General features: G+C 72.7%; 17 protein-coding genes. 3 read left to right on the top strand and 14 right to left on the bottom strand.

The genetic code is table 11. The annotated features are described in order from the left end of the window. Positions 1-108: 108 nt before the first annotated feature. Positions 109-1,479, top strand: coding sequence for an L-serine ammonia-lyase (locus ABT154_RS13110; protein WP_351856530.1), 1,371 nt, complete (start codon positions 109-111; stop codon positions 1,477-1,479). Positions 1,480-1,559: 80 nt separating this feature from the next. On the opposite strand, the gene ABT154_RS13105 is transcribed toward ABT154_RS13110, so the two are convergent. The 3 genes from ABT154_RS13105 to ABT154_RS13095 form a co-directional block, all read right to left on the bottom strand. Beyond that, positions 1,560-2,549, bottom strand: coding sequence for an SIS domain-containing protein (locus ABT154_RS13105; protein ID WP_351856528.1), 990 nt, complete (start codon positions 2,547-2,549; stop codon positions 1,560-1,562). A 438-nt stretch (positions 2,550-2,987) separates the two neighbouring features. After that, the gene (locus tag ABT154_RS13100; RefSeq protein WP_351856526.1) at positions 2,988-3,896 is read right to left on the bottom strand and encodes a CopD family protein; all 909 of its coding nucleotides are present in this window, start codon (positions 3,894-3,896) and stop codon (positions 2,988-2,990) included. Positions 3,897-3,964: 68 nt separating this feature from the next. After that, positions 3,965-4,180: an EF-hand domain-containing protein gene (locus tag ABT154_RS13095; RefSeq protein WP_317875566.1), complete on the bottom strand. Its 216-nt coding sequence runs from the start codon at positions 4,178-4,180 to the stop codon at positions 3,965-3,967. A 74-nt stretch (positions 4,181-4,254) separates the two neighbouring features. On the opposite strand from ABT154_RS13095, the gene ABT154_RS13090 reads away from it, so the two are divergent. Further along, positions 4,255-4,902, top strand: a complete 648-nt coding sequence (locus ABT154_RS13090; protein ID WP_351856524.1) for a GNAT family N-acetyltransferase — start codon at positions 4,255-4,257, stop codon at positions 4,900-4,902. 4 nt (positions 4,903-4,906) lie between these two features. On the opposite strand, the gene ABT154_RS13085 is transcribed toward ABT154_RS13090, so the two are convergent. The 6 genes from ABT154_RS13085 to ABT154_RS13060 all read right to left on the bottom strand — a co-directional run bounded on the left by ABT154_RS13085 (position 4,907) and on the right by ABT154_RS13060 (position 11,415). Further along, on the bottom strand, positions 4,907-6,130 hold the full coding sequence (locus ABT154_RS13085; protein ID WP_351856522.1) for a YncE family protein: 1,224 nt from the start codon (positions 6,128-6,130) through the stop codon (positions 4,907-4,909). Beyond that, complete coding sequence (locus ABT154_RS13080; protein ID WP_351856520.1) at positions 6,130-6,900, bottom strand: polysaccharide deacetylase family protein; 771 nt, start codon at positions 6,898-6,900, stop codon at positions 6,130-6,132. Before ABT154_RS13080 ends, ABT154_RS13085 begins: the two co-directional genes overlap by 1 nt. Positions 6,901-7,295: 395 nt before the next feature. Further along, the gene (locus tag ABT154_RS13075; protein ID WP_351856518.1) at positions 7,296-7,802 is read right to left on the bottom strand and encodes an ATP-binding protein; all 507 of its coding nucleotides are present in this window, start codon (positions 7,800-7,802) and stop codon (positions 7,296-7,298) included. A gap of 71 nt (positions 7,803-7,873) precedes the next feature. Then, positions 7,874-8,641 (bottom strand): enoyl-CoA hydratase/isomerase family protein, encoded by a 768-nt coding sequence (locus ABT154_RS13070; RefSeq protein ID WP_351856516.1) that lies wholly within the window; start codon positions 8,639-8,641, stop codon positions 7,874-7,876. Positions 8,642-8,722: 81 nt separating this feature from the next. Next, a complete protein-coding gene (locus ABT154_RS13065) occupies positions 8,723-9,952 on the bottom strand; it encodes a L,D-transpeptidase (RefSeq protein ID WP_502969493.1) in 1,230 nt (409 codons plus the stop codon). A gap of 224 nt (positions 9,953-10,176) precedes the next feature. Beyond that, positions 10,177-11,415 (bottom strand): L,D-transpeptidase, encoded by a 1,239-nt coding sequence (locus ABT154_RS13060; protein ID WP_351856512.1) that lies wholly within the window; start codon positions 11,413-11,415, stop codon positions 10,177-10,179. A 143-nt stretch (positions 11,416-11,558) separates the two neighbouring features. Here ABT154_RS13060 and glgX point away from each other — a divergent pair, with 143 nt between their 5' ends. Continuing rightward, the gene (glgX, locus tag ABT154_RS13055; RefSeq protein WP_351856510.1) at positions 11,559-13,769 is read left to right on the top strand and encodes a glycogen debranching protein GlgX; all 2,211 of its coding nucleotides are present in this window, start codon (positions 11,559-11,561) and stop codon (positions 13,767-13,769) included. A gap of 216 nt (positions 13,770-13,985) precedes the next feature. Here the strand turns inward: glgX and ABT154_RS13050 are convergent, their stop codons facing one another. From ABT154_RS13050 to ABT154_RS13030, 5 genes are all read right to left on the bottom strand, one after another. Then, a complete protein-coding gene (locus ABT154_RS13050; RefSeq protein WP_351856508.1) occupies positions 13,986-14,633 on the bottom strand; it encodes a response regulator in 648 nt (215 codons plus the stop codon). Beyond that, positions 14,630-15,955, bottom strand: a complete 1,326-nt coding sequence (locus tag ABT154_RS13045; protein ID WP_351856506.1) for a sensor histidine kinase — start codon at positions 15,953-15,955, stop codon at positions 14,630-14,632. The genes ABT154_RS13050 and ABT154_RS13045 overlap by 4 nt, the downstream gene beginning before the upstream one ends. A gap of 40 nt (positions 15,956-15,995) precedes the next feature. Beyond that, entirely contained in the window at positions 15,996-16,769 is a 774-nt protein-coding gene (locus tag ABT154_RS13040) for an ABC transporter permease (RefSeq protein ID WP_351856504.1), read from the bottom strand. After that, positions 16,766-17,671 (bottom strand): ABC transporter ATP-binding protein, encoded by a 906-nt coding sequence (locus tag ABT154_RS13035; RefSeq protein ID WP_351856502.1) that lies wholly within the window; start codon positions 17,669-17,671, stop codon positions 16,766-16,768. The genes ABT154_RS13040 and ABT154_RS13035 overlap by 4 nt, the downstream gene beginning before the upstream one ends. A gap of 105 nt (positions 17,672-17,776) precedes the next feature. Beyond that, complete coding sequence (locus ABT154_RS13030) at positions 17,777-18,613, bottom strand: hypothetical protein (RefSeq protein WP_351856500.1); 837 nt, start codon at positions 18,611-18,613, stop codon at positions 17,777-17,779. Between the last annotated feature and the right edge of the window lie 150 nt (positions 18,614-18,763).

The following is an 18,763-nucleotide window of genomic DNA, read 5'->3' as shown; positions in this document are numbered from 1 at the left end:
CACTGGACGGTGAGCGCGGTGCCCCACCCCATGTCTTCACGCTCTTCTCCACGCTTTTCTGCTCCACCCCGGCAGACAACGGCGTCTAGCCCCCACAAGGAGTTCTCCGTGGCCATCTCGGTCTTCGACCTGTTCTCGATCGGCATCGGCCCCTCGAGCTCCCACACGGTGGGACCGATGCGCGCGGCCCGGATGTTCGCCCGCCGTCTCAAGAACGAGGGCCTGCTCGCGCACACCGCGAAGGTCCGGGCGGAGCTGTACGGCTCCCTCGGCGCGACCGGCCACGGCCACGGCACCCCCAAGGCCGTCCTGCTCGGCCTGGAGGGCAGCTCGCCCCGCACGGTGAACGTCGAGACCGCCGACGACGAGGTCGAGCGGATCAAGTCGAGCGGCCTGATCAACCTGCTCGGCGCGCACGAGATCCCCTTCGACTTCGACGCCGACCTGATCCTGCACCGGCGCAAGGCCCTCCCGTACCACGCCAACGGGATGACGGTCTTCGCGTACGACGCCGAGGGCGGCCTCGTCCTGGAGAAGACGTACTACTCGGTCGGCGGCGGCTTCGTCGTCGACGAGGACGCCGTCGCGGGCGAGAACCCGATCGTCCCCGAGGACACCGTCCTCAAGTACCCCTTCCGGACCGGCGACGAACTGCTCCGGCTCGCCAAGGAGACCGGCCTGTCGATCTCCGCGCTGATGCTGGAGAACGAGAAGGCCTGGCGCACCGAGGACGAGATCCGGGCCGGCCTGCTGGAGATCTGGCGGGTCATGCAGGCCTGCGTCTCGCGCGGCATGTCCCGCGAGGGCATCCTGCCGGGCGGCCTCAAGGTCCGCAGGCGCGCCGCGAACTCCGCCCGCAAGCTGCGCTCCGAGGGCGACCCGGCGGCGCACTCCATGGAGTGGATCACCCTCTACGCGATGGCCGTGAACGAGGAGAACGCGGCGGGCGGCCGGGTGGTCACCGCCCCGACGAACGGCGCGGCCGGCATCATCCCCGCCGTCCTGCACTACTACATGAACTTCGTGCCCGGCGCGGACGAGGAGGGCATCGTCCGCTTCATGCTGGCGGCCGGCGCGGTCGGCATGCTCTTCAAGGAGAACGCCTCCATCTCCGGCGCCGAGGTCGGCTGCCAGGGCGAGGTCGGCTCGGCCTGCTCGATGGCGGCGGGCGCGCTCGCCGAGGTCCTCGGCGGCACCCCGGAGCAGGTGGAGAACGCGGCCGAGATCGGCATGGAGCACAACCTGGGTCTGACCTGCGACCCGGTCGGCGGCCTGGTCCAGATCCCCTGCATCGAGCGCAACGGCATGGCGGCGGTCAAGGCCGTCACGGCGGCGAAGATGTCGATGCGCGGCGACGGCAGCCACCTGGTCTCCCTCGACAAGGTCATCAAGACCATGAAGGAGACGGGCGCGGACATGAGCGTGAAGTACAAGGAGACCGCCCGGGGCGGGCTCGCGGTGAACATCATCGAGTGCTGAGGATGTAGGGCCTGACCAGCGCGTACGTGCCTGCTTTCGGCGCCGGTCAGGGCTCTGCCGGTGTCCGGCGTGGGGCGTGCTCAGCCGGTGGGTGCGCCCAGCGTCCACAGCTCCTGCTCGGCCCAGGCGCCGACGATGGCCACGTCGGGGTTCTGCCGTCGCACGTCGGCGAAGCGCGCGGCCAGCAGTTGCAGACGTACGGTCATGGGCAGCTGCGCCAGGACGGGCGGGAGACCGTTTTCGGGGGCCTCCAGCGTGCTCACGGCGATTCCCTCCCGCTGGGCGGCCGCACCGAGCGCGGCGACCAGCCCGTCGGGGTCCGCGGCGGGTTCCAGCAGCAGGAGCCCGTCCGCCGCGCCGAAGGGGACAGCCGAGCCGTGGAGGTAGTGCTCCGCCTCGAAGCCCTCGGCGAGGGTGCGGGACGCCTCCCGGATCTTCAGCGCGCCCTCGCGAGCGGTGACGGCCCAGGGACCGGCGCCGATGACGGCCAGCACGCGGGCGGGCAGCGCGATCCGGTGGACGGCCGCGTCCTCGAACGCCGCGCGGACGGCCGCCGCGGTGCGTCCGAGCTCCCGGGGTCCGTACTGCGCGGCGCCCAGCCGGTGGGCCAGGCCCGCGAGGACCGCCAGGGCCGCCGTGTAGCTGACGGTGTAGGTCTCGGACTGCTCGCGTTCCACGGTCTCGATCGCGTCGGGCCAGCCGCTGCCGATGCCGGTCAGGGAGACCAGGCGCGCTCCGGCGGCCAGCGCCTGCTCGCGGCACCGCAACGCGAACGCCGTCTCGGCGGTGTGGGTGATGACGACCACAGCGTCGTCCGGGCCCATCTGCGCGCCCCAGCGCGCGAACTGGGCCGCGGAGGCCCAGCGGGCGTCCACGCCCGCGTCGGCCAGCATCATCACGCCCAGCTCGGCCGCGTGCCGACTGGTGCCGGTACCGACGAGGAAGACGCGGCGGGCTCCGGCCAGCTTCTCGGCCGGGGCGGTCAGGTCGGTCTCGGCCATCCGCTCCACCGCGTCGGCCTGGGCGTGGATCATGCGGTGCAGTGCGGGACGTGCAGCTATGCCGGACATGGTCGGTCAGTTCTCCCGAGGGGTGGCGGTGAGGATGAGGCGCGGTGAGTGCACTTGGAAAGGGGCCAGGCCGTGGTCGCCGTGGAGACCGAGGATCTCGAAGCTCGTGCGGGTCAGCAGGCGGCGAGCTCATGCGCGCCGTGGACGCGGTGGTCGGCGGTCACGGCCCGTCGCCGGCCGCCGCGCACCGGGGGCGCGCTCCGGTGACATGCGCTTCGAGGAGGTCGGCGTCGGTCATCGGACGAATCAGCATGCGAGACAACTCCAGCCATCGTCGACTCACGGATTCGGCTACAACTGGCGCACCCAGCAACGAAATCCGTTGCATATGTGCGTCAACTCACTGGATTTCGTTTGAATCATGAAGCGCGCCTCATCCGCTGTCAAGGGAACGGCGAACCGCCCGGTCCCCACGGCGGAGCCGGCCTCACACGGCGGTCAGCGCGCGAACCCGTGCGGGTCGGGTACGACCGTGAGCAGCGCCGAGACGAGGACGATCCCCGCGAGGACGGACACCTCCACGCGCGCGGGTGCCTGGGCGTTCCCGCCGGACATCAGCCGTCCCCGGGCGGCGAGCGCCAGCATGCTCACCCCGCCGAACAGCGCCAGTTTCACGAGGAGCAGCCGTCCGTAGGCGGTGTTCAGGACGGCGTCCAGCGGCAGCTTGCGCAGGGTCGTCACGGTGCCGGTGACGGCGAGGGCGGCGTACGCCCAGGCGGCCATCCGGGCGTACCGGAGGAGGACGTCCCGTCCGCCGCCCCTGAGCCGCATGGTGCGGAGCACGTACAGGAGCGTGCCGGTCCACAGCGAGGCGGCGGTGAGGTGGACGACGGTGAGGCCGGTCCCCAGGAGCGGCTGGTGGGTCTCGGGGTGGGCGCGCAGCGCCTCGGCCCCGACGGCGAGGGCGAGCGGGAGCGCGGCGAGCCCGGGGCGCCGGGAGGCGGCGCAGAGGGCGGCCAGTACGAAGGCGTTGGCGCTGACGAGCAGGAGTCGGCCCTCGCGGAGTCCGTAGACCACGCTCGTGCTCAGTCCGCTGACGACGGTGAAGAGCAGCAGGAGTCCGGCGGAGGCGGTCGCGGCGAGGAGGGCGGCGGGGGCGGACCAGGCGCGGGGCCGTGGTCCTTCGCCGGCGAGCCGGCGTCCGGCGAGTTCGCCGATGTGTACGGCCAGACCGGTGAGGACGAGGAGCCGCAGCACCGTGGTGGTGCCCTCGGCGGGTATTCGCAGTTCGCCCGTACCCGTCTGGGCGAGGCCGGCGCCCAGCAGGGCGACGGCGAGGACGGCGACCGCGGCGAGGATCACCGCCGTCAGACGGCTCGGGGTACCGAAAGGTCCGGGAAGGGTCACCGGACGATCGTCACCGAGCCCGGGACGGGCGGCAACTCAGCGTTGCCCCGCCCGTCCGGGCCGGCGGCTCAGGCCTTGCTGTAGTGCGCCCAGAACTCGTCCCAGGAGAGCACGCCGTCGCCGTTGTCGTCGCGCTGCTTGATGAGCACCTCGGCGACCGACTCGGTGACGTTGAAGTCGCCGTGCTTCGCCATGAGGCTCTTGTACTCCGCGGCGGTGATGAAACCGTCCCCGTCGGCGTCGAACTTGTTGAATGCCGTGCGTGCCGACTCGATGTCCGCCACTGCTTCCGCCCCTTCTCGGTGCTTCTCTGACGGGGGTCAGATTAGCTGGCCCGGCCATCCCGGATGATGGGGGTATGAGCGAGCAGCTGGCAGTGATCATGGCGGCGGCGGCACGCGGGGAGTTTCCCGCACCGGACGGGTCGACGACGGTGGTGCCGCAGCCGAACCCCAGGGACGCCGGGGTGCTGGCCTTCACCGCCCACTCGGTGGTCTTCACGGACGCCGACCCGGCGTGGGTACGGGCCGAGCTGGCGGCCACGTCGAGCGACCCGCTGGCGGCGAGCATGAACCCGGGCTTCCTGCTCGCGCTCATGGCCCGCACCGGCCGCCGCATGAACACGATCGACCTGCTCACCGTGGCGGACACGCTGCCCGGCCCTCCCCCGCTGGAGCTGCGGGAGCTCGACGCCCCGGTCCGGGATCGGCACCCCCGGGTGGCGCGGGCGCTGGGGTTCCGCGACGAGGTCCGGGTGTGGGCTGCGGACGGCGGGGTGCTGGTCCTGGGCCGGGGCGTCGCGGGCCGCTGGGAGGCGGCGATCGAGGTGGACGAGGAGGTGCGCCACCGGGGTCTGGGCCGGGCCCTGGCGACGGCGGCCCGCCACCTCGCTCCGGGCGAGGTGGTCTGGGCCCAGCAGTCCCCGGGCAACGCCCGCAGCGTCCGGGTCTTCCAGGCGGCGGGCTACCGCCCGGTGGCCTCGGAGGCGCTCCTCGTCGCGGGCTGACCCGCTACCGGAAGATCCCGGTGTGCCCGAGCGAGTAGCGGCCCGGCTGCGGGTAGACGGCGAGGCCGTGGGGGCCGCTGCCGACGGGGATGCGGGCCAGCTGGCGGCCGGTCGTGGTGTCGATCGCGTAGACCTCGGCGTCGTAGCGGCCGGAGAGCCACAGGACCTTGCCGTCGGCGGAGACGCCTCCCATGTCGGGGGAGCCGCCGTCGGGCAGGTGCCACTTCTTGGTGAGCTTGTTCTTCTCGAAGTCGAAGACGGAGACCGTGCCCTCGCCGCGGTTGGAGATGTACATCTCGCGCGAGTCCCGGCCGATGTAGAGGCCGTGGCAGCCCTTGCCGGTGGGGAGCAGGGTCGGGGTGGTGAACTTCTCGCCGTCCAGGACCCACATGCCGTGGGCCATCATGTCGGCGACGTAGAAGGTCTTGCCGTCCGGGGAGATCTTCACGTCCTGCGGCATGGCGCCCTCGAAGGGCAGTTTCTGCTGGCCGATCACCTCCATCTTCTCGGTGTCGACCTTGAGCAGTTCGCCGGAGAACTCGCAGGAGACGACGAAGTAGCGCCCGTCGGCGGAGAAGTCGGCGTGGTTGACGCCGTAGCAGCTGACCGGGACGGTCTTCTTCCGTTCCATCGTGTGCGGGTCGCGGAAGACGAGTTCACGGTCGAGCGAGGCCATCACGATGGCGTACTTGCCGTTGGGCGTGAAGTAGAGGTTGTACGGGTCGTGGACCTCGACCGGTTTCCCGGCGACGCCGGTGGCGGGGTCGATCGGGGTGAGCGTGTGGCCCCGGTTGTTGTTGACCCAGAGGGTCTTCATGTCCCAGGAGGGCACGACGTGCTGGGGCTGGTTGCCGACGGGGATGGTCTCGACGACCTGGTAGGTGGCGGGGTCGATGACGGAGACCGTGTTGGAGGCGGTGTTGGGGACGTAGACCCGGGAGGGGAAGTTCTTGACGACCGGTGAGAGCCGGTCGGGCCGGTCCGCGGCGTAGACGTCCTTCGGGTCGAGCAGCGGCGGCATCCCGGGGAGCCCTGCGGGGGCCACCGCCGGTTTGGGTACGGCGGGGGCGGCCTCCTTCACGGGGGCGGCCCCCTCTCCCGGGTCGCCGCCGCCGCAGCCGGCGAGGCCGACGAGGAGGGCGGCGGCGAGGAGGGCCCGGGTCCGCGGCGCGAGGCGCCCGGTGGTGCGGTGGTTCCGTGCGCGGTGGCTCTGCGTGCGGTGTGCCATCAGGTCAGCAGCTCCGTGGTGGTGACCGCGCTCAGTCCGCGGCGGTCGAGGTCGGCGAGGAGGAGGGGCAGCGCGGCGGCGGTGTCCGGGTAGCCGAAGTGCAGGCTGACGACGGAGCCGGCGCGGACCGTGCCGGTGACGTTGCGGACGACGGCGGGGGCGCCGGGCGAGGTGAAGTCGAGGGAGTCGACGTCGTACGAGAGGACGTGCGGGTATCCGGCCCGCCGGGCGGCGCGCAGGACTGCGGGGGCGGCGTGCTGGGTACGGGAGGGCCGGAACCAGGTGCCGATGGAGCCGGTGAGCCGGCGCAGCCGGTCGGCGCAGGCGGCGATCTCGGCGTGGGCCAGGTCCTCGGTCATGGCGTTGATGTCGATGTGGCGCTGGGTGTGGTTGCCCAGGTCGTGTCCGCCGTCGAGGACGCGGCGGGCCAGCTCGGGGTGGGCGTCGAGCCAGCTGCCGACGGCGAGGACGGTGACGCGGGCGCCGGCCTTCTCGGCCTGGCCGAGGAGGGTCCGGGCGAGGGCGGGGTCGCCCTGGCCGTGGAAGGTGAGGGCGACGCGGGGCCGGTCGCGGGGGCCGTGGGCGATCTCGGCGGGCTGTCCGGGCAGGCGCCGGGGCGCGGGCGCGGCGTGGGGTGCGGGGGCGGGGCCCCGGGGCACGGGGGCGGCGGCGGGGCGGGGCTCCGTGCCGCAGGCGGTGGCGAGGGCTCCCGCGAGGGCGGCGACGGCGGCGCCCGCCCGGAGGATTCCTCGGCGGTCGGTCGGCTTCACGCGACCATTCAAGGACAGAGGTGCCCGATTTATTACGATTAGGCCAATTCAGGACGTTTATTAGCCTTGAGGGGGCGTCCAGCATGCGGACGAGCCGGGGAAACAACCCGTGAACCGCATAGTCATTCATTGTTTGCAAGGCGGGTGCCGCACGTCACCAATGATTCACTATGAAACTGTCCGGGTTTGACCCGGATTGCCCCAGTAGGGACTTTTGGCGGCAAGGCCACCTGTCTGCCATAGTCGGAGACACGACCCCCATTGACCCGGGCCAGGTCGACATAGCGGCCGTGGATACACCCCCCCGTCCACGGCGCTCCACACGGAAGCCCCCACGCACCCCACCACGGCGCACGGGGGCTTCCGTGCGTGCGGGGCCGGCCGGGGCCACACCGTCAGGGGCGGTCCGCGACCCGCATCTCGAACCAGGTCGTCTTGCCGCGCGGAGCCAGGTCCACGCCCCAGCGGTCGGAGAGCTTGTCCACCAGGAAGAGCCCCCGGCCGCTGGTGTCCAGCTCGTGCACCGGCATCAGGCAGGGCAGTCCGCGCGAGGGATCGCGCACCTCCACCCGGATCCAGCCGCGCCGCCGCTGGAGACGTAACGCGAAGGAGCGGGCACCCGTGTGCCGCACCGCGTTCCCGACCAGCTCCGAGACCAGCAGCACCGCGTGCTCCGCGATCTGCGGGCCGAGCGCCCACTGCCGCAGCACCACGTGCTGGGTGAGCCTGCGGGCCAGCCAGGCGGACTCGGGCAGGGACGGCAGCCGCACGTCCTCTTCGGCCGGGTTTCCGTACGACTCCACGGCTTCGGCGGCCTGTTCGTCATCCGCGGCCGGTGACCACCGCGCTGCGGCCGCGTTCGCGCGCTGCCACGGTTGTTCCCTACCCTCCAGGCCCGCCATGCCCCCATCATGGCCGCACCGGAGGGTTCGCGGGGGCCGTTCCGACGGAATCGACCCCCCCGAACCGCCCGTCAGGCGAACTTCGCCTTGCCCGGGCCCTCCTCGACGAAGCTGCGCATCCCGGTCTCGCGGTCCTCGGTCGCGAACAGGGCGGCGAACCAGGTGCGCTCGATGGCGAGACCGGTGTCGATGTCCGCCTCCAGACCCTGGTCGATCGCCTCCTTCGCGGCCCGCAGCGCGACCGCCGGGCCCTGCGCGAGCCGGGCCGCCCACGCGTGCGCCTGCTCGTACACCTCGGCGGCCGGGACGACCCGGTCGACCAGGCCCAGCGTCAGGGCCTCGTCCGCCCTGACCATCCGGCCGGTGAAGATGAGGTCCTTGGTCCTGGACGGGCCGACCAGACGGGAGAGGCGCTGGGTGCCGCCCGCGCCCGGGATCAGGCCGAGCAGGATCTCCGGCTGGCCCAGCTTCGCGTTGTCGGCGGCGATCCGGTAGTCCGCGCAGAGCGCCAGCTCGCAGCCGCCGCCCAGGGCGTAGCCGGTGATCGCGGCGACGACCGGCTTGGGGATGCGGGCGACGGCGGTGAAGGCGTCCTGGAGGGCGCGGGAGCGCTTGACCATGGCCACGTGGTCCATGACCTGCATCTCCTTGATGTCCGCGCCGGCCGCGAACACCTTCTCGCCGCCGTAGATCACCACGGCGCGCACGTCGTCGCGGTCGGTCGCCTCCTGGGCCAGCTCGCGCAGCCGGTCCTGGGTCGCGATGTCCAGGGCGTTCATCGGGGGGCGGTCGAGGCGGATGGTGCCGACGCCTTCGGCGACTTCGAGGTTCACAGTCATACGGAGAGGTTAGTGTCCGTTAACGGCGAGGGGCCCGGTGCTGTTGCTCACAGCACCGGGCCCGCTCTCAGCCGCGTACGGCTACGCGATCCACTCCGACCACTTCATGTTCCAGCCGTTGAGGCCGTTGTCGGGCTTGATCTGCTTGTCGTTCGAGTTCTTCACGACGACCACGTCACCGATGATCGAGCGGTCGTAGAACCAGGCGGCCGGCATGGAGCTGTCGCCCGCGCCCCGCGCGTCCTGGAGGCCGACGCAGCCGTGGCTGACGTTGGAGGAGCCGAACGTCCCCGCCGGGGCCCAGTAGTTGCCGTGCACGAAGGTGCCGGAGGTGGACAGACGCATCGCGTGCGGCACGTCCTTGATGTCGTACTCGCCGCCGAAGCCGACGGTGGCCCCGTTCATCCGGGTCACCTTGAACTTCTCGCTGATGACCATCTGACCGTTGTACGTGGTCGTCGACGGGGCACCCGCGGTGATCGGGATCGTCTTGATGACCTTGCCGTCGCGCTCGACCTTCATCGTCTTGGCGCTCGCGTCGACGGTGGTGACCTGACGGCGGCCGATGGTGAAGGTGATCGTCTTCTTCTGCTTGCCGTAGACGCCGGGGCGGCCCTCGACGCCGTCCAGGTTGAGGTGCACGGTCACCTTGGTGCCGGCGGCCCAGTAGTCCTCCGGACGGAAGTCCAGACGGTCGTTGCCGAACCAGTGGCCCTCGATCGGCACCGACGGCACGGCCGTCACCTTGATGGCCCTCTCGACGGCCTCCGGGTCCGTGATGCCCCGGGTGAAGTTGATGGACACCGGCATGCCGACGCCGACGGTCGAACCGTCCTCCGGCGTGTAGTGGCCGATGAAGGTGTTCTTCGGGACCAGCGTGGTGAAGGAGATGTCCTTCGCCGACTCACGGCCCGCGGAGTCCTTCGCGATGGCGTGCACCTTGTACTGGGTGCCGCCCGACAGGTGCGAGGTCGGCGTCCAGCTGGCGCCGTCCGCCGCGATCTTCCCCGCGATCGCGGTGCCCTTGGAGTCGGCGACCGTGACCGTGGTCAGCTTGCCCTGCTCCGCGGTGACCTTGAGGACCCCGCTGGTGGCGACCGAGTCGGCGCCGTCCTTCGGAAGGATCGTCACGACCGCCTGGGAGGCGGCGTTGTTCTCCTGCGTACCGCCGCCGCCCTGGGCCGCCGGCCCCTGTCCCCCCGTACCGCCGCCGGCGGTCGCTCCCCCGCCGCAGGCGGTGAGCACCAGGAGCATCGCCCCCGCCGCCAGGGCCCGCAGTCCGACGCCCCCGCGTCGGCCGCGCCGCCCCATGGCCCCTACCGATGCCCCCGATATCGGCTGCCCGTTCACTGTGGTCGTCTCCCCTCACACGGCCTGGCACCGCCAAGGCCCCACCCCCGTGCGCATCCACTCGCGCACACGGCGATAGACAATCACACCGCAGGACACGAAAGATCCTCGTGAATGTCACCGTTCCGTCCCGATCGACCTGCTACGGAAGCAGGCGTGCCGGGCGGTACGAGAGGGACGTGGGATCAGTGCAGAGCGGAGCCCGCCTTCCAGAGGTTCCACTCCATGTTCCAGCCGCCGAGGCCGTTGTCGGCAGCGACCTTCCGGTCGCGGGAGTTGACCACCTCCACCACGTCGCCGATGATCGTCCGCTCGAAGAACCAGCCCGCCGGCGCGTCCGCGCTGCCGCCCTTCTCGTCCCGCAGCCCCACACAGCCGTGGCTGACGTTCGCGGAGCCGAAGGTGTCCGACGAGGCCCAGTAGTTGCCGTGCAGGAAGGTCCCCGAGTCGGTCAGCCGGATCGCGTGCGGCACGTCCTTGATGTCGTACTCGCCGCCGAAGCCGACCGTGCGCCCGTCCATCCGCGTCACGTCGTACAGCTCGGTGACGACCATCTTCCCGTTGTACGTGGTGGTCTTCGGCGCCCCCGCCGTGATCGGCAGGGTCGCGAGGACCTCGCCGTCCCGCCGTACCTCCATGGTGTGCGCGGCGGCGTCGACCAGGGAGACCTGGGAGCGGCCGACGGTGAAGCCGACCGTCTTGCGCTGGATGCCGTACACCCCGGGCGCGCCCTCGACGTCCCGCAGGCCCAGCTCGACGGTGACCTTCGTGCCGGGCGCCCAGTACGTGGCGGGCCGGAAGTCGAGCCGCTCCTTGCCGAACCAGTGGCCGACCACCTCCACCGGCGGGTCGGAGGTGACCCGGACGGCCCGCTCGACCTCGGCCCGGTTCTCGATCGGCATGTTGAAGCCGAAGGAGACGATCATGCCGGTGCCGACCGTGGAACGGTTCTCCGGTTTGAAGTAGCCGATGAAGCGGCTCTCCGGCACCACCGTCGTGAAGGTGGTGTGCCGGGCGGAGCGGCGCCCGTGCGCGTCGAGCGCGACCGCGTCCACGCTGTACTTCGCGGCCAGCGCGAGCCGGGTGTCCGGCCGGGGCCGCCAGCGCAGCCCGTCCGCCGAGATCTCCCCGGCGACCGCCGTCCGGCGGCCGTCGTCGACCTGGGCGACCGTCACCCGTTCGAGCCGCCCGGCGTCCACCCTCACCTCCACCGGACCCTCGGCCTGCACCCCGCGTCCGCCGTCCTCCGGGCTCACCCGGATGACATCACCGGGGGCCCGCGCCTTCCCCGGCAGGCCGATGTCGATCCCGCCTCCGCCGCCCGCCGCCGTGCAGCCCACGAGGCCCGCCATCAGTCCCGCCACCGCGAGGGCGTACCTCGCCCGCTTCCATACAACTGTCACGCTCGGCCCAACGACGGCCACCCTCCAGGGGAAACGTGCGTGCGGGTCATGTTGGGAGGACGGCCGCGCGGGCAGAACAGGAGGAGGACCACCCGAGGGGGCGGCGGCCGGGACGCCGCCGCTCCCCCGGGTGCGGGCCCGACGAGCCGCGGGAGGCCGGGACGGTGGCGAGCGCAGCCGAGCAGGAGGCGGTGTCCGAGCATGCCCGGGAGCGGGCGGGGCCACCGGTGTGGCCGGGCGCGCCCACACCTCTGGGCGCCCGCTGCCGGGTCGGCCCGGCAGGGGTCGCCGGTACCAACTTCGCCCTGTGGGCGGGCGGGGCGGAGGCGGTGGAGCTGTGCCTGTTCACCGCGGACGGCACGGAGCGGCGGCTGCCGCTGACCGAGCTGACCCATGAGATCTGGCACGGCTTCGTGCCCGGCATCGGGCCGGGGCAGCGGTACGGCTTCCGGGTGCACGGCCGCTGGGACCCGTGGACGGGCGCCCGCTGGAACCCGGCGAAGCTGCTCCTCGACCCGTACGCGCGGGCCGTCGACGGCGACTACGGCCTGCACGGGCTGCCGCCGGAGGTGTACGGGCACGTCCGGGACTGGCCGCAGCAGCACGTGGCCGACACCGTGCGCGACGAGCGGGACTCGGCGCCGTACGTCCCGAAGGGGGTCGTCGTCCAGGACGACGACGACTGGTCCGACGACCACAGGCCCAAGACGCCCTGGCAGGACTCGGTCATCTACGAGCTGCACGTCAAGGGCTTCACCCGGCTGCACCCGGGCGTCCCCGAACAGCTGCGGGGCACCTACGCGGGCCTGGCGCACCCGGCGGCGGTCGAGCACCTCGTACGGCTCGGGGTGACGGCGGTGGAGCTGCTGCCGGTGCATCAGTTCGCCCACGAGGACCATCTGCTGCGGCGGGGCCTGCGCAACCACTGGGGCTACAACTCGATCGGCTACTTCGCCCCGCACGCCGGCTACTCCTCCTCGGGGACGGCCGGTCAGCAGGTCGGCGAGTTCAAGCGGATGGTGCGGGCGCTGCACGCGGCCGGGATCGAGGTCATCCTCGACGTCGTCTACAACCACACGGCGGAGGCCGGGGAGCTGGGCCCCACCCTGTCCCTCAAGGGCATCGACAACCGGGGCTACTACCGGCTCCAGTCCGACGCCCGCCGGTACGCCGACTACACGGGCTGCGGCAACACCCTGCACGTCGTGCAGCCGCAGGTGCTGCGGCTCATCACCGACTCGCTGCGGTACTGGGTGACGGAGATGGGCGTCGACGGCTTCCGCTTCGACCTGGCGGCGGCGCTCGCCCGCTCGATGCACGACGTCGACATGCTCTCCCCCTTCCTCGCGGTCATCGCCCAGGACCCGGTGCTCCGCCGGGTCAAACTGATCGCCGAACCGTGGGACGTGGGCAACGGCGGCTACCAGGTCGGCGCCTTCCCTCCGCTGTGGACCGAGTGGAACGACCGCTACCGGGACGCCGTAAGGGACTTCTGGCGCGGCGCCCTGCCCGACGTACGGGACCTCGGCTACCGGCTGTCCGGCTCCAGCGACCTGTACGCCTGGGGCGGGCGCCGCCCGTACGCCTCCGTCAACTTCGTCACCGCCCACGACGGCTTCACCCTGCGGGACCTCGTCACCTACGAGCGCAAGCGCAACGAGGCCAACGGCGAGGGCAACCGCGACGGCACCCACGACAACCGGTCCTGGAACTGCGGGGTGGAGGGCGAGACCGAGGACCCCGGGATCAACGCGCTGCGGCTGCGGCAGCAGCGCAACCTCCTCACCACCCTGCTGCTCTCCACCGGCGTCCCGATGCTCGTCGCCGGGGACGAGATGGGCCGCACCCAGGGCGGCAACAACAACGCCTACTGCCAGGACAACGAGACCGGCTGGGTCGACTGGACCCTCCCGGACTCCCCCGGCCGGGCCCAGCTCCTCGCCCTCGCCCGCCGCCTCCTCGCCCTGCGGCACCGCCATCCGGTGCTGCGCCGCCGCGCCTTCTTCTCCGGCCGCCCGCAGGGCGCGGACGGGCTGCGGGACCTGGCCTGGTTCACGGCGGAGGGCGCCGAGATGACGGAGCCCGACTGGTACGCGCCGACGGCCACGCTCGGCCTCTTTCTGTCGGGCCGTGACATACCGGGCCGGGACGAGCGCGGTACGCGGATCACCGACGACAGCTTCCTCGCGGTCCTGCACGCGGGCGCCCGCCCGCTGGACTTCCGCCTCCCCGGCCCGCCCTGGGCCCAGACCTACGAACTGGTCGTCGACACGGCGCGCGAGGACCAGTCTGCGGCCCCCGGGACGGTCCACCGGGGCGGCGGGACGCTCACCGTCGGAGCACGCTCGACGGTGCTGCTGAGGGTCAGGGAGTGAGGGGGCCCGCCCGGCCACCACGGCGCGACGGCGGTGGCCGGGCGGGCGGGTGTTCCCCCGGCGGGCCGGGGACGGCCCGCACGGTCACCCGCGCCGCGGGCCGCCGGAACGTGCCCCCGTCCGGCCACCCGCGTGTGGGACCAGTCTCGGCCGGACGCCCGGCGGTGTCGTTGATCCCCGGCGCACGGATCGTTGACTCTGTGCGCACTCCCGGGCTCAGGAACGGCCCAGGATGCCCCGGTCGTATCCGGTGGCGACGGCCGCCGCCCGGTCCTTCACGCCCAACTTGCCGTAGATGTGGGTGAGATGGGTCTTGACGGTGGCCTCGCTGATGAACAGCTCGGCGGCGATGGCCCGGTTGGCCGTGCCCTTCGCGACCAGGGCGAGGATCTCGCTCTCGCGCGCGGAGAGGGCCCCGCCTTCGGCCCCGGTGGCGGGGGCGCGGACGGCGGTGACGAGCCGGGAGGCGACCGCCGGGGAGAGCACGGTCCGGCCCTCGGCCGCGGCCCGCACGGCCCCGAACAGCTCCTCGCGCGGCGCGTCCTTGAGCAGGTAGCCGGTGGCGCCCGCCTCGATCGCCGGGAGCGTGTCGGTGTCCGTGTCGTAGGTGGTGAGGACAAGGACCCGGGAGCGGGCGCCGCGGCGGGCCAGTTCGGCGATGGCGTCGACGCCGTTCCCGCCGGGCATCCGCAGGTCCATCAGGACGACGTCCGGGTCCAGACGCAGGGCGAGGGCGACGGCCTCGACGCCGTCGGAGGCCTCGCCGAGGACCCGGAAGCCGGAACCGGTCGCGGCGAACATGCCTCGCAGGCCGTCCCGTACGACGGGGTGGTCGTCGACGATCAGCAGGGTGATGTCAGTCATGGCGCGCCCAACGGTACGCGAGCGGAGATCGCCGTACCCTCGCCCGGCGCGGTCTCGACGGTGACGGACCCGGTGAGGCGCTCGGCGCGGGCCCGCATGCCGTCGAGCCCGAACCCGCCCTCGGCGCGGCTCCGTTCGGGGTGGGTCAGCGGGTCGAACCCGCGCCCGTCGTCCCGTACGTCGAGGGTGATCTCGTCGCCCATGTAGGAGAGGGTGACGCCGGCCCGGCCGGCCCCCGAGTGGCGGGCGGCGTTGGACAGGGCCTCCTGGGCGATCCGCAGCAGGGTGGCGGCCACCTCGTCGTGGAGCGGCCGTTCGGCTCCGGTGACGGTGAAGCGGGTGTCGACGCCGGTGCGTTCGGCCCAGTCGGCGACGGTCTTGCGCAGGGCCTCGGGGAGCGGGTCGTGCTCCAGGGCGACCGGGCTCAGGTTCCGCACCGAGCGGCGGGCCTCGCCGAGGCTGTGCCGTGCGAGGTCGGCGGCCCGCCGGAGGTGGACCTCGGCGGCCTCCCTGCCCGGGACGGCGTGGGCCGCCTGGAGCTGGGTGACGACCCCGGTGAGGCCCTGCGCGATGGTGTCGTGGATCTCGGCGGCGAGCCGGCGCCGCTCGTCGGCGATCCCGGCCTCGCGGGCCTGGAGCAACAACTGCGCCTGGAGGGCCGCGTTCTCGGCGAGGGCCTGTTCGAGGCGCTGGTTGGCGCGGGCGAGTTCGGCGATGGCCGCGGCCCGCTCGACGGCCTTCTCGGCCTCCTTGGCGCCGAGGTGCGAGAAGAGCACGGCGAGACCGGCGTTCAGGCCGAACAGTCCGGCGAAGGCGACCCACTGGACGAGCGAGGAGGGCGGCAGTCCGCCGGACTGGGCTCCGGCCATGATGACGGCGACGGCGAGGAGTCCGGCCCGGAAGAGGCGGCGGGGCAGCAGGTGGACGGCGTCGAAGAAGCCGACGGAGGCGTAGATCGAGAAGAAGGGGTTGAACAGGGTGAGCGTGAAGGCGAGGCCGGTACGGAGGAGGAAGTAGACGACGGAGACGGGCCCGGCGGCCCCGGGCACCAGCCGGAACCCGGGCCCGGCGATGTGCGGGACGCCGTCCCGCGCGGCCGGGTCCTCCGCGGTCCCGGCCGTCTCCGCCTCCGTCCGGCGGCTGTAGCGGTCCCACCCCACCTGGAGCAGCAGCCCGGCGGCCACCAGGGTGCCCGCCGCGGTGAACCGCGTCCCCTCCGTCAGCGGGTCCGCCGCGACGGCGATGCAGGTGGCGACGGCGAGCAGGGCGTACGGCCCCCAGCGGTAGAAGAGGCGCCAGGGTTCCTCGACGGTGATCGGCATGCTGTCCCTGCCGTCCTCTCCCGGCCGCGGTCGGCCGCGCTCACTGCCAGCGGAACCAGCGCACCGACGCACCGGTCAGCAGCACCGTCCACACCGCCATCACGGCGAGCGCGGCCCCGGCGGGCCAGCCCCCGGAGGCGGCGGCGTCCAGGGCCCGGGAAGCGGCGCCGTACGGGGTGAACTGGACGATCCGCTGCAGCGTATCCGGCATGGCCTGGACCGGCACCCACACACCGGCCGTGAACATGGTGGGGAAGAAGACGACCGAGCCGAGCGCCGTGGCGATCTTCTGCGTACGGGAGACCGCGCACACCGCGCCGCCCAGGGCCAGGCCCCCCGCCACGGCGAGCAGCAGGGCGAGTCCGTAGCCCACGAGGTTCTCCGGCAGGGCGACGCCGAAGGCGACCCTGCCCACCCCGATCACCAGGCACGAGGAGACCAGCGCGGCGACGGCGTGCAGGACGAGCTGGGCGGTGAGCAGCGCTCCGGGGCGTACGGGTGTGGTGGACATCCGGCGCAGGATGCCGCGTTCCCGGTAGCCGGCGAGGACCGGGGGCATGGCGTTGAGCCCGGACATGATGAGGGCGAAGAGCACGGCGACGGGGACGTAGACGTCGATGGTCCGGCGCCCGCCGAGCTCCGGGACGGCCTCCCGGAAGGAGGGGATCAGGCCGAGGATCGTGAGCAGCACGGTCGGCGCGATCATCACCCAGAACAGGGCGCCGGGCTCCCGGGTGAAGAGCCGGGCCTCGGTGCGCAGGACGGCGGCGGTGGCGGAACGCGGGGCGCGGGGTACGGCGGTGGTCGTGCTCATCGGTGATCGGTCCCTGTCAGGTCGAGGTAGGCGTCGTCGAGGGTGGCGTCGGTCACCCGGAGCTGTCCGGCGGTGATGCCCCGGCGGGCGAGGAGGGAGACGAAGGCGGTGACGGTCTCGTCCGTGCCGCTGAGGACCGTCCGGCCGTCCGTCGTCTCGACGGAGACGGCTCCGGGCAGGGACCGCAGCTCGGCCGGGTCGATCGCGGTGTCGGCCGCGAAGGAGATCGTCTTGGCGGCGGTGGCCCGCCCGATCAGCCCGTCGGGGGTGTCGAGCGCGGCGATCCTGCCCTGGTCGAGAACGGCGATCCGGTCGCAGAGGCGCTGGGCCTCCTCCATGAAGTGGGTGACGAGCAGCACGGTCACGCCGCCGTCCCTGATGGACTCGACGAGTTCCCAGACCTCCCGGCGGGCGCGCGGGTCGAGGCCGGTGGTGAGTTCGTCGAGGACGACGACCCGGGGGTCGCCGATCAGGGCGAGGGCGATGAAGAGCCGCTGCTTCTGGCCGCCGGACAGCTCCCCGAAGCGGGTCCCCAGATGCGGCTGGAGGCCGAGCCGCTCGGCGAGCGCGTGCCGGTCGGCGGGCCGCTCGTAGAAGGAGGCGTAGAGGTCGAGCGCCTCGCGGACGGTCAGCTTCGCCTGGAGTTCGCTCTCCTGGAGCTGGACGCCGAGGAGCCGGGTGATCTCGGCCCGCTGGGTGGCCGGGTCGTACCCGCAGACCCGGACCAGGCCCTCGTCGGGGGTCCGCAGTCCCTCCACGCACTCCACGATGGTGGTCTTGCCGGCGCCGTTGGGCCCGAGGATCCCGAAGACCTCGCCCTCACCGACCTCGAAGGACACCCCCTCCACGACCTTCCGGCCGCCGTACGCCTTGTGCAGTCCCCGTACCTCGATCGCTGTCATGTCCCCAGACTGTCGGCGCGGCCGGCACCGGGGTATCGGCCATCGCGCTCGACGTGGCATCAGCCGATCGGCTGATGGCGGGTACGACTCCGGGGCGGGGGACGTTCAGGGGCGGGCCGCGAGCTCCGCTTCGAGGCGGGTCAGGTGGCGGGCCTCGGCCTCCTTGCGCACGGAGGAGAAGCGGCGGTCGACGAGGAGGACCGGGAGCAGCCAGAGGTAGCCCCAGAGGCTGAAGGAGTCGACGGCGCCGCTCTGCCGGAGCAGTGTGTTGGTGAGGAGGGCCAGGCCCATGGAGACGGCCCAGGCCGCCGGGCGGTGGCGTCCCAGCAGGCGTACCGGCGCGTTCCACGGGCCCGCGAGCGCCTCGACGGTCGCGGCGAGCACGGCGGCGCCGCGGTCGGTGGGGGCGGCGGACTCGGCGGCGCGGGCCGCCGTGCGGGCCGCGTCGGTGCCGCCCGCGGCGAGGGCGTCGGTGACCGCGCGGGCCTGGTCCTGCGTCTGCCGGGAGGCGACGGCCCCCTCGGCGGCGGCCATCCGCAGTTCGTCCCAGTAGCTTCGGCGGGCCCAGCGTTCGGCGGAGGCCAGGCGGTCGGCCTCGGCGGACTCGGGGGCGAGCTCCTTCAGACGCCGGGAGAGGACGCGGGCGCGGGAGGAGCGGCCCGGGTGGTCGAACTCGTCGGCGCGCAGGCACAGCTCGGCGTAGCCGGCGAGCAGTCCGAGGTGGTCGCCGTCGAGGGCGAGCCCGGCGCGGAAGGCCTCCTCGGCGAGGTCGTCGTGGTCGTCCTCGTCCTCGGCGGCGTGCCCGAGGGCGAGCCAGCAGTAGAGATCGGCGTGCGGGCCGAGGGAGTCGAGTCCCTCCTGCGCGGCCCGGCGCACGGCGGCGTTGCCGCCGGCGAGGAACAGCTGCTCGCAGCGGGTCTCGTAGGTGTCGAGCGTGGTCATGCGTGTCTCCCCTGTGCCTCCCCCGTGCGGGGCTGGGCAAGTCTGCGACGTGCGGGTTTGTCTGGTCAAGACCAATCCGGGAGCCGGTCGGGGAAGGCCGGCCGGAAAACCGGATGAGGCGTGTCAGTGGTGAACCGTATGGTCGGACCT

It is taken from the genome of Streptomyces sp. NPDC001728 (genome assembly GCF_040297565.1).
Classification (GTDB): Bacteria; Actinomycetota; Actinomycetes; order Streptomycetales; family Streptomycetaceae; genus Streptomyces.
This window is presented reverse-complemented; position numbering and strand designations above follow the sequence as displayed.

Bases quoted from the DNA above. Each gene is read 5' to 3' on its own strand.
- ABT154_RS13105 (WP_351856528.1), bottom strand. From the start codon at position 2,549: ATGTCCGGCATAGCTGCACGTCCCGCACTGCACCGCATGATCCACGCC.
- ABT154_RS13090 (WP_351856524.1), top strand. From the start codon at position 4,255: ATGAGCGAGCAGCTGGCAGTGATCATGGCGGCGGCGGCACGCGGGGAG.
- ABT154_RS13085 (WP_351856522.1), bottom strand. From the start codon at position 6,130: ATGGCACACCGCACGCAGAGCCACCGCGCACGGAACCACCGCACCACC.
- ABT154_RS13075 (WP_351856518.1), bottom strand. From the start codon at position 7,802: ATGGCGGGCCTGGAGGGTAGGGAACAACCGTGGCAGCGCGCGAACGCG.
- ABT154_RS13070 (WP_351856516.1), bottom strand. From the start codon at position 8,641: ATGACTGTGAACCTCGAAGTCGCCGAAGGCGTCGGCACCATCCGCCTC.
- ABT154_RS13065 (WP_502969493.1), bottom strand. From the start codon at position 9,952: ATGGGGCGGCGCGGCCGACGCGGGGGCGTCGGACTGCGGGCCCTGGCG.
- ABT154_RS13050 (WP_351856508.1), bottom strand. From the start codon at position 14,633: ATGACTGACATCACCCTGCTGATCGTCGACGACCACCCCGTCGTACGG.
- ABT154_RS13045 (WP_351856506.1), bottom strand. From the start codon at position 15,955: ATGCCGATCACCGTCGAGGAACCCTGGCGCCTCTTCTACCGCTGGGGG.
- ABT154_RS13040 (WP_351856504.1), bottom strand. From the start codon at position 16,769: ATGAGCACGACCACCGCCGTACCCCGCGCCCCGCGTTCCGCCACCGCC.
- ABT154_RS13035 (WP_351856502.1), bottom strand. From the start codon at position 17,671: ATGACAGCGATCGAGGTACGGGGACTGCACAAGGCGTACGGCGGCCGG.
- ABT154_RS13030 (WP_351856500.1), bottom strand. From the start codon at position 18,613: ATGACCACGCTCGACACCTACGAGACCCGCTGCGAGCAGCTGTTCCTC.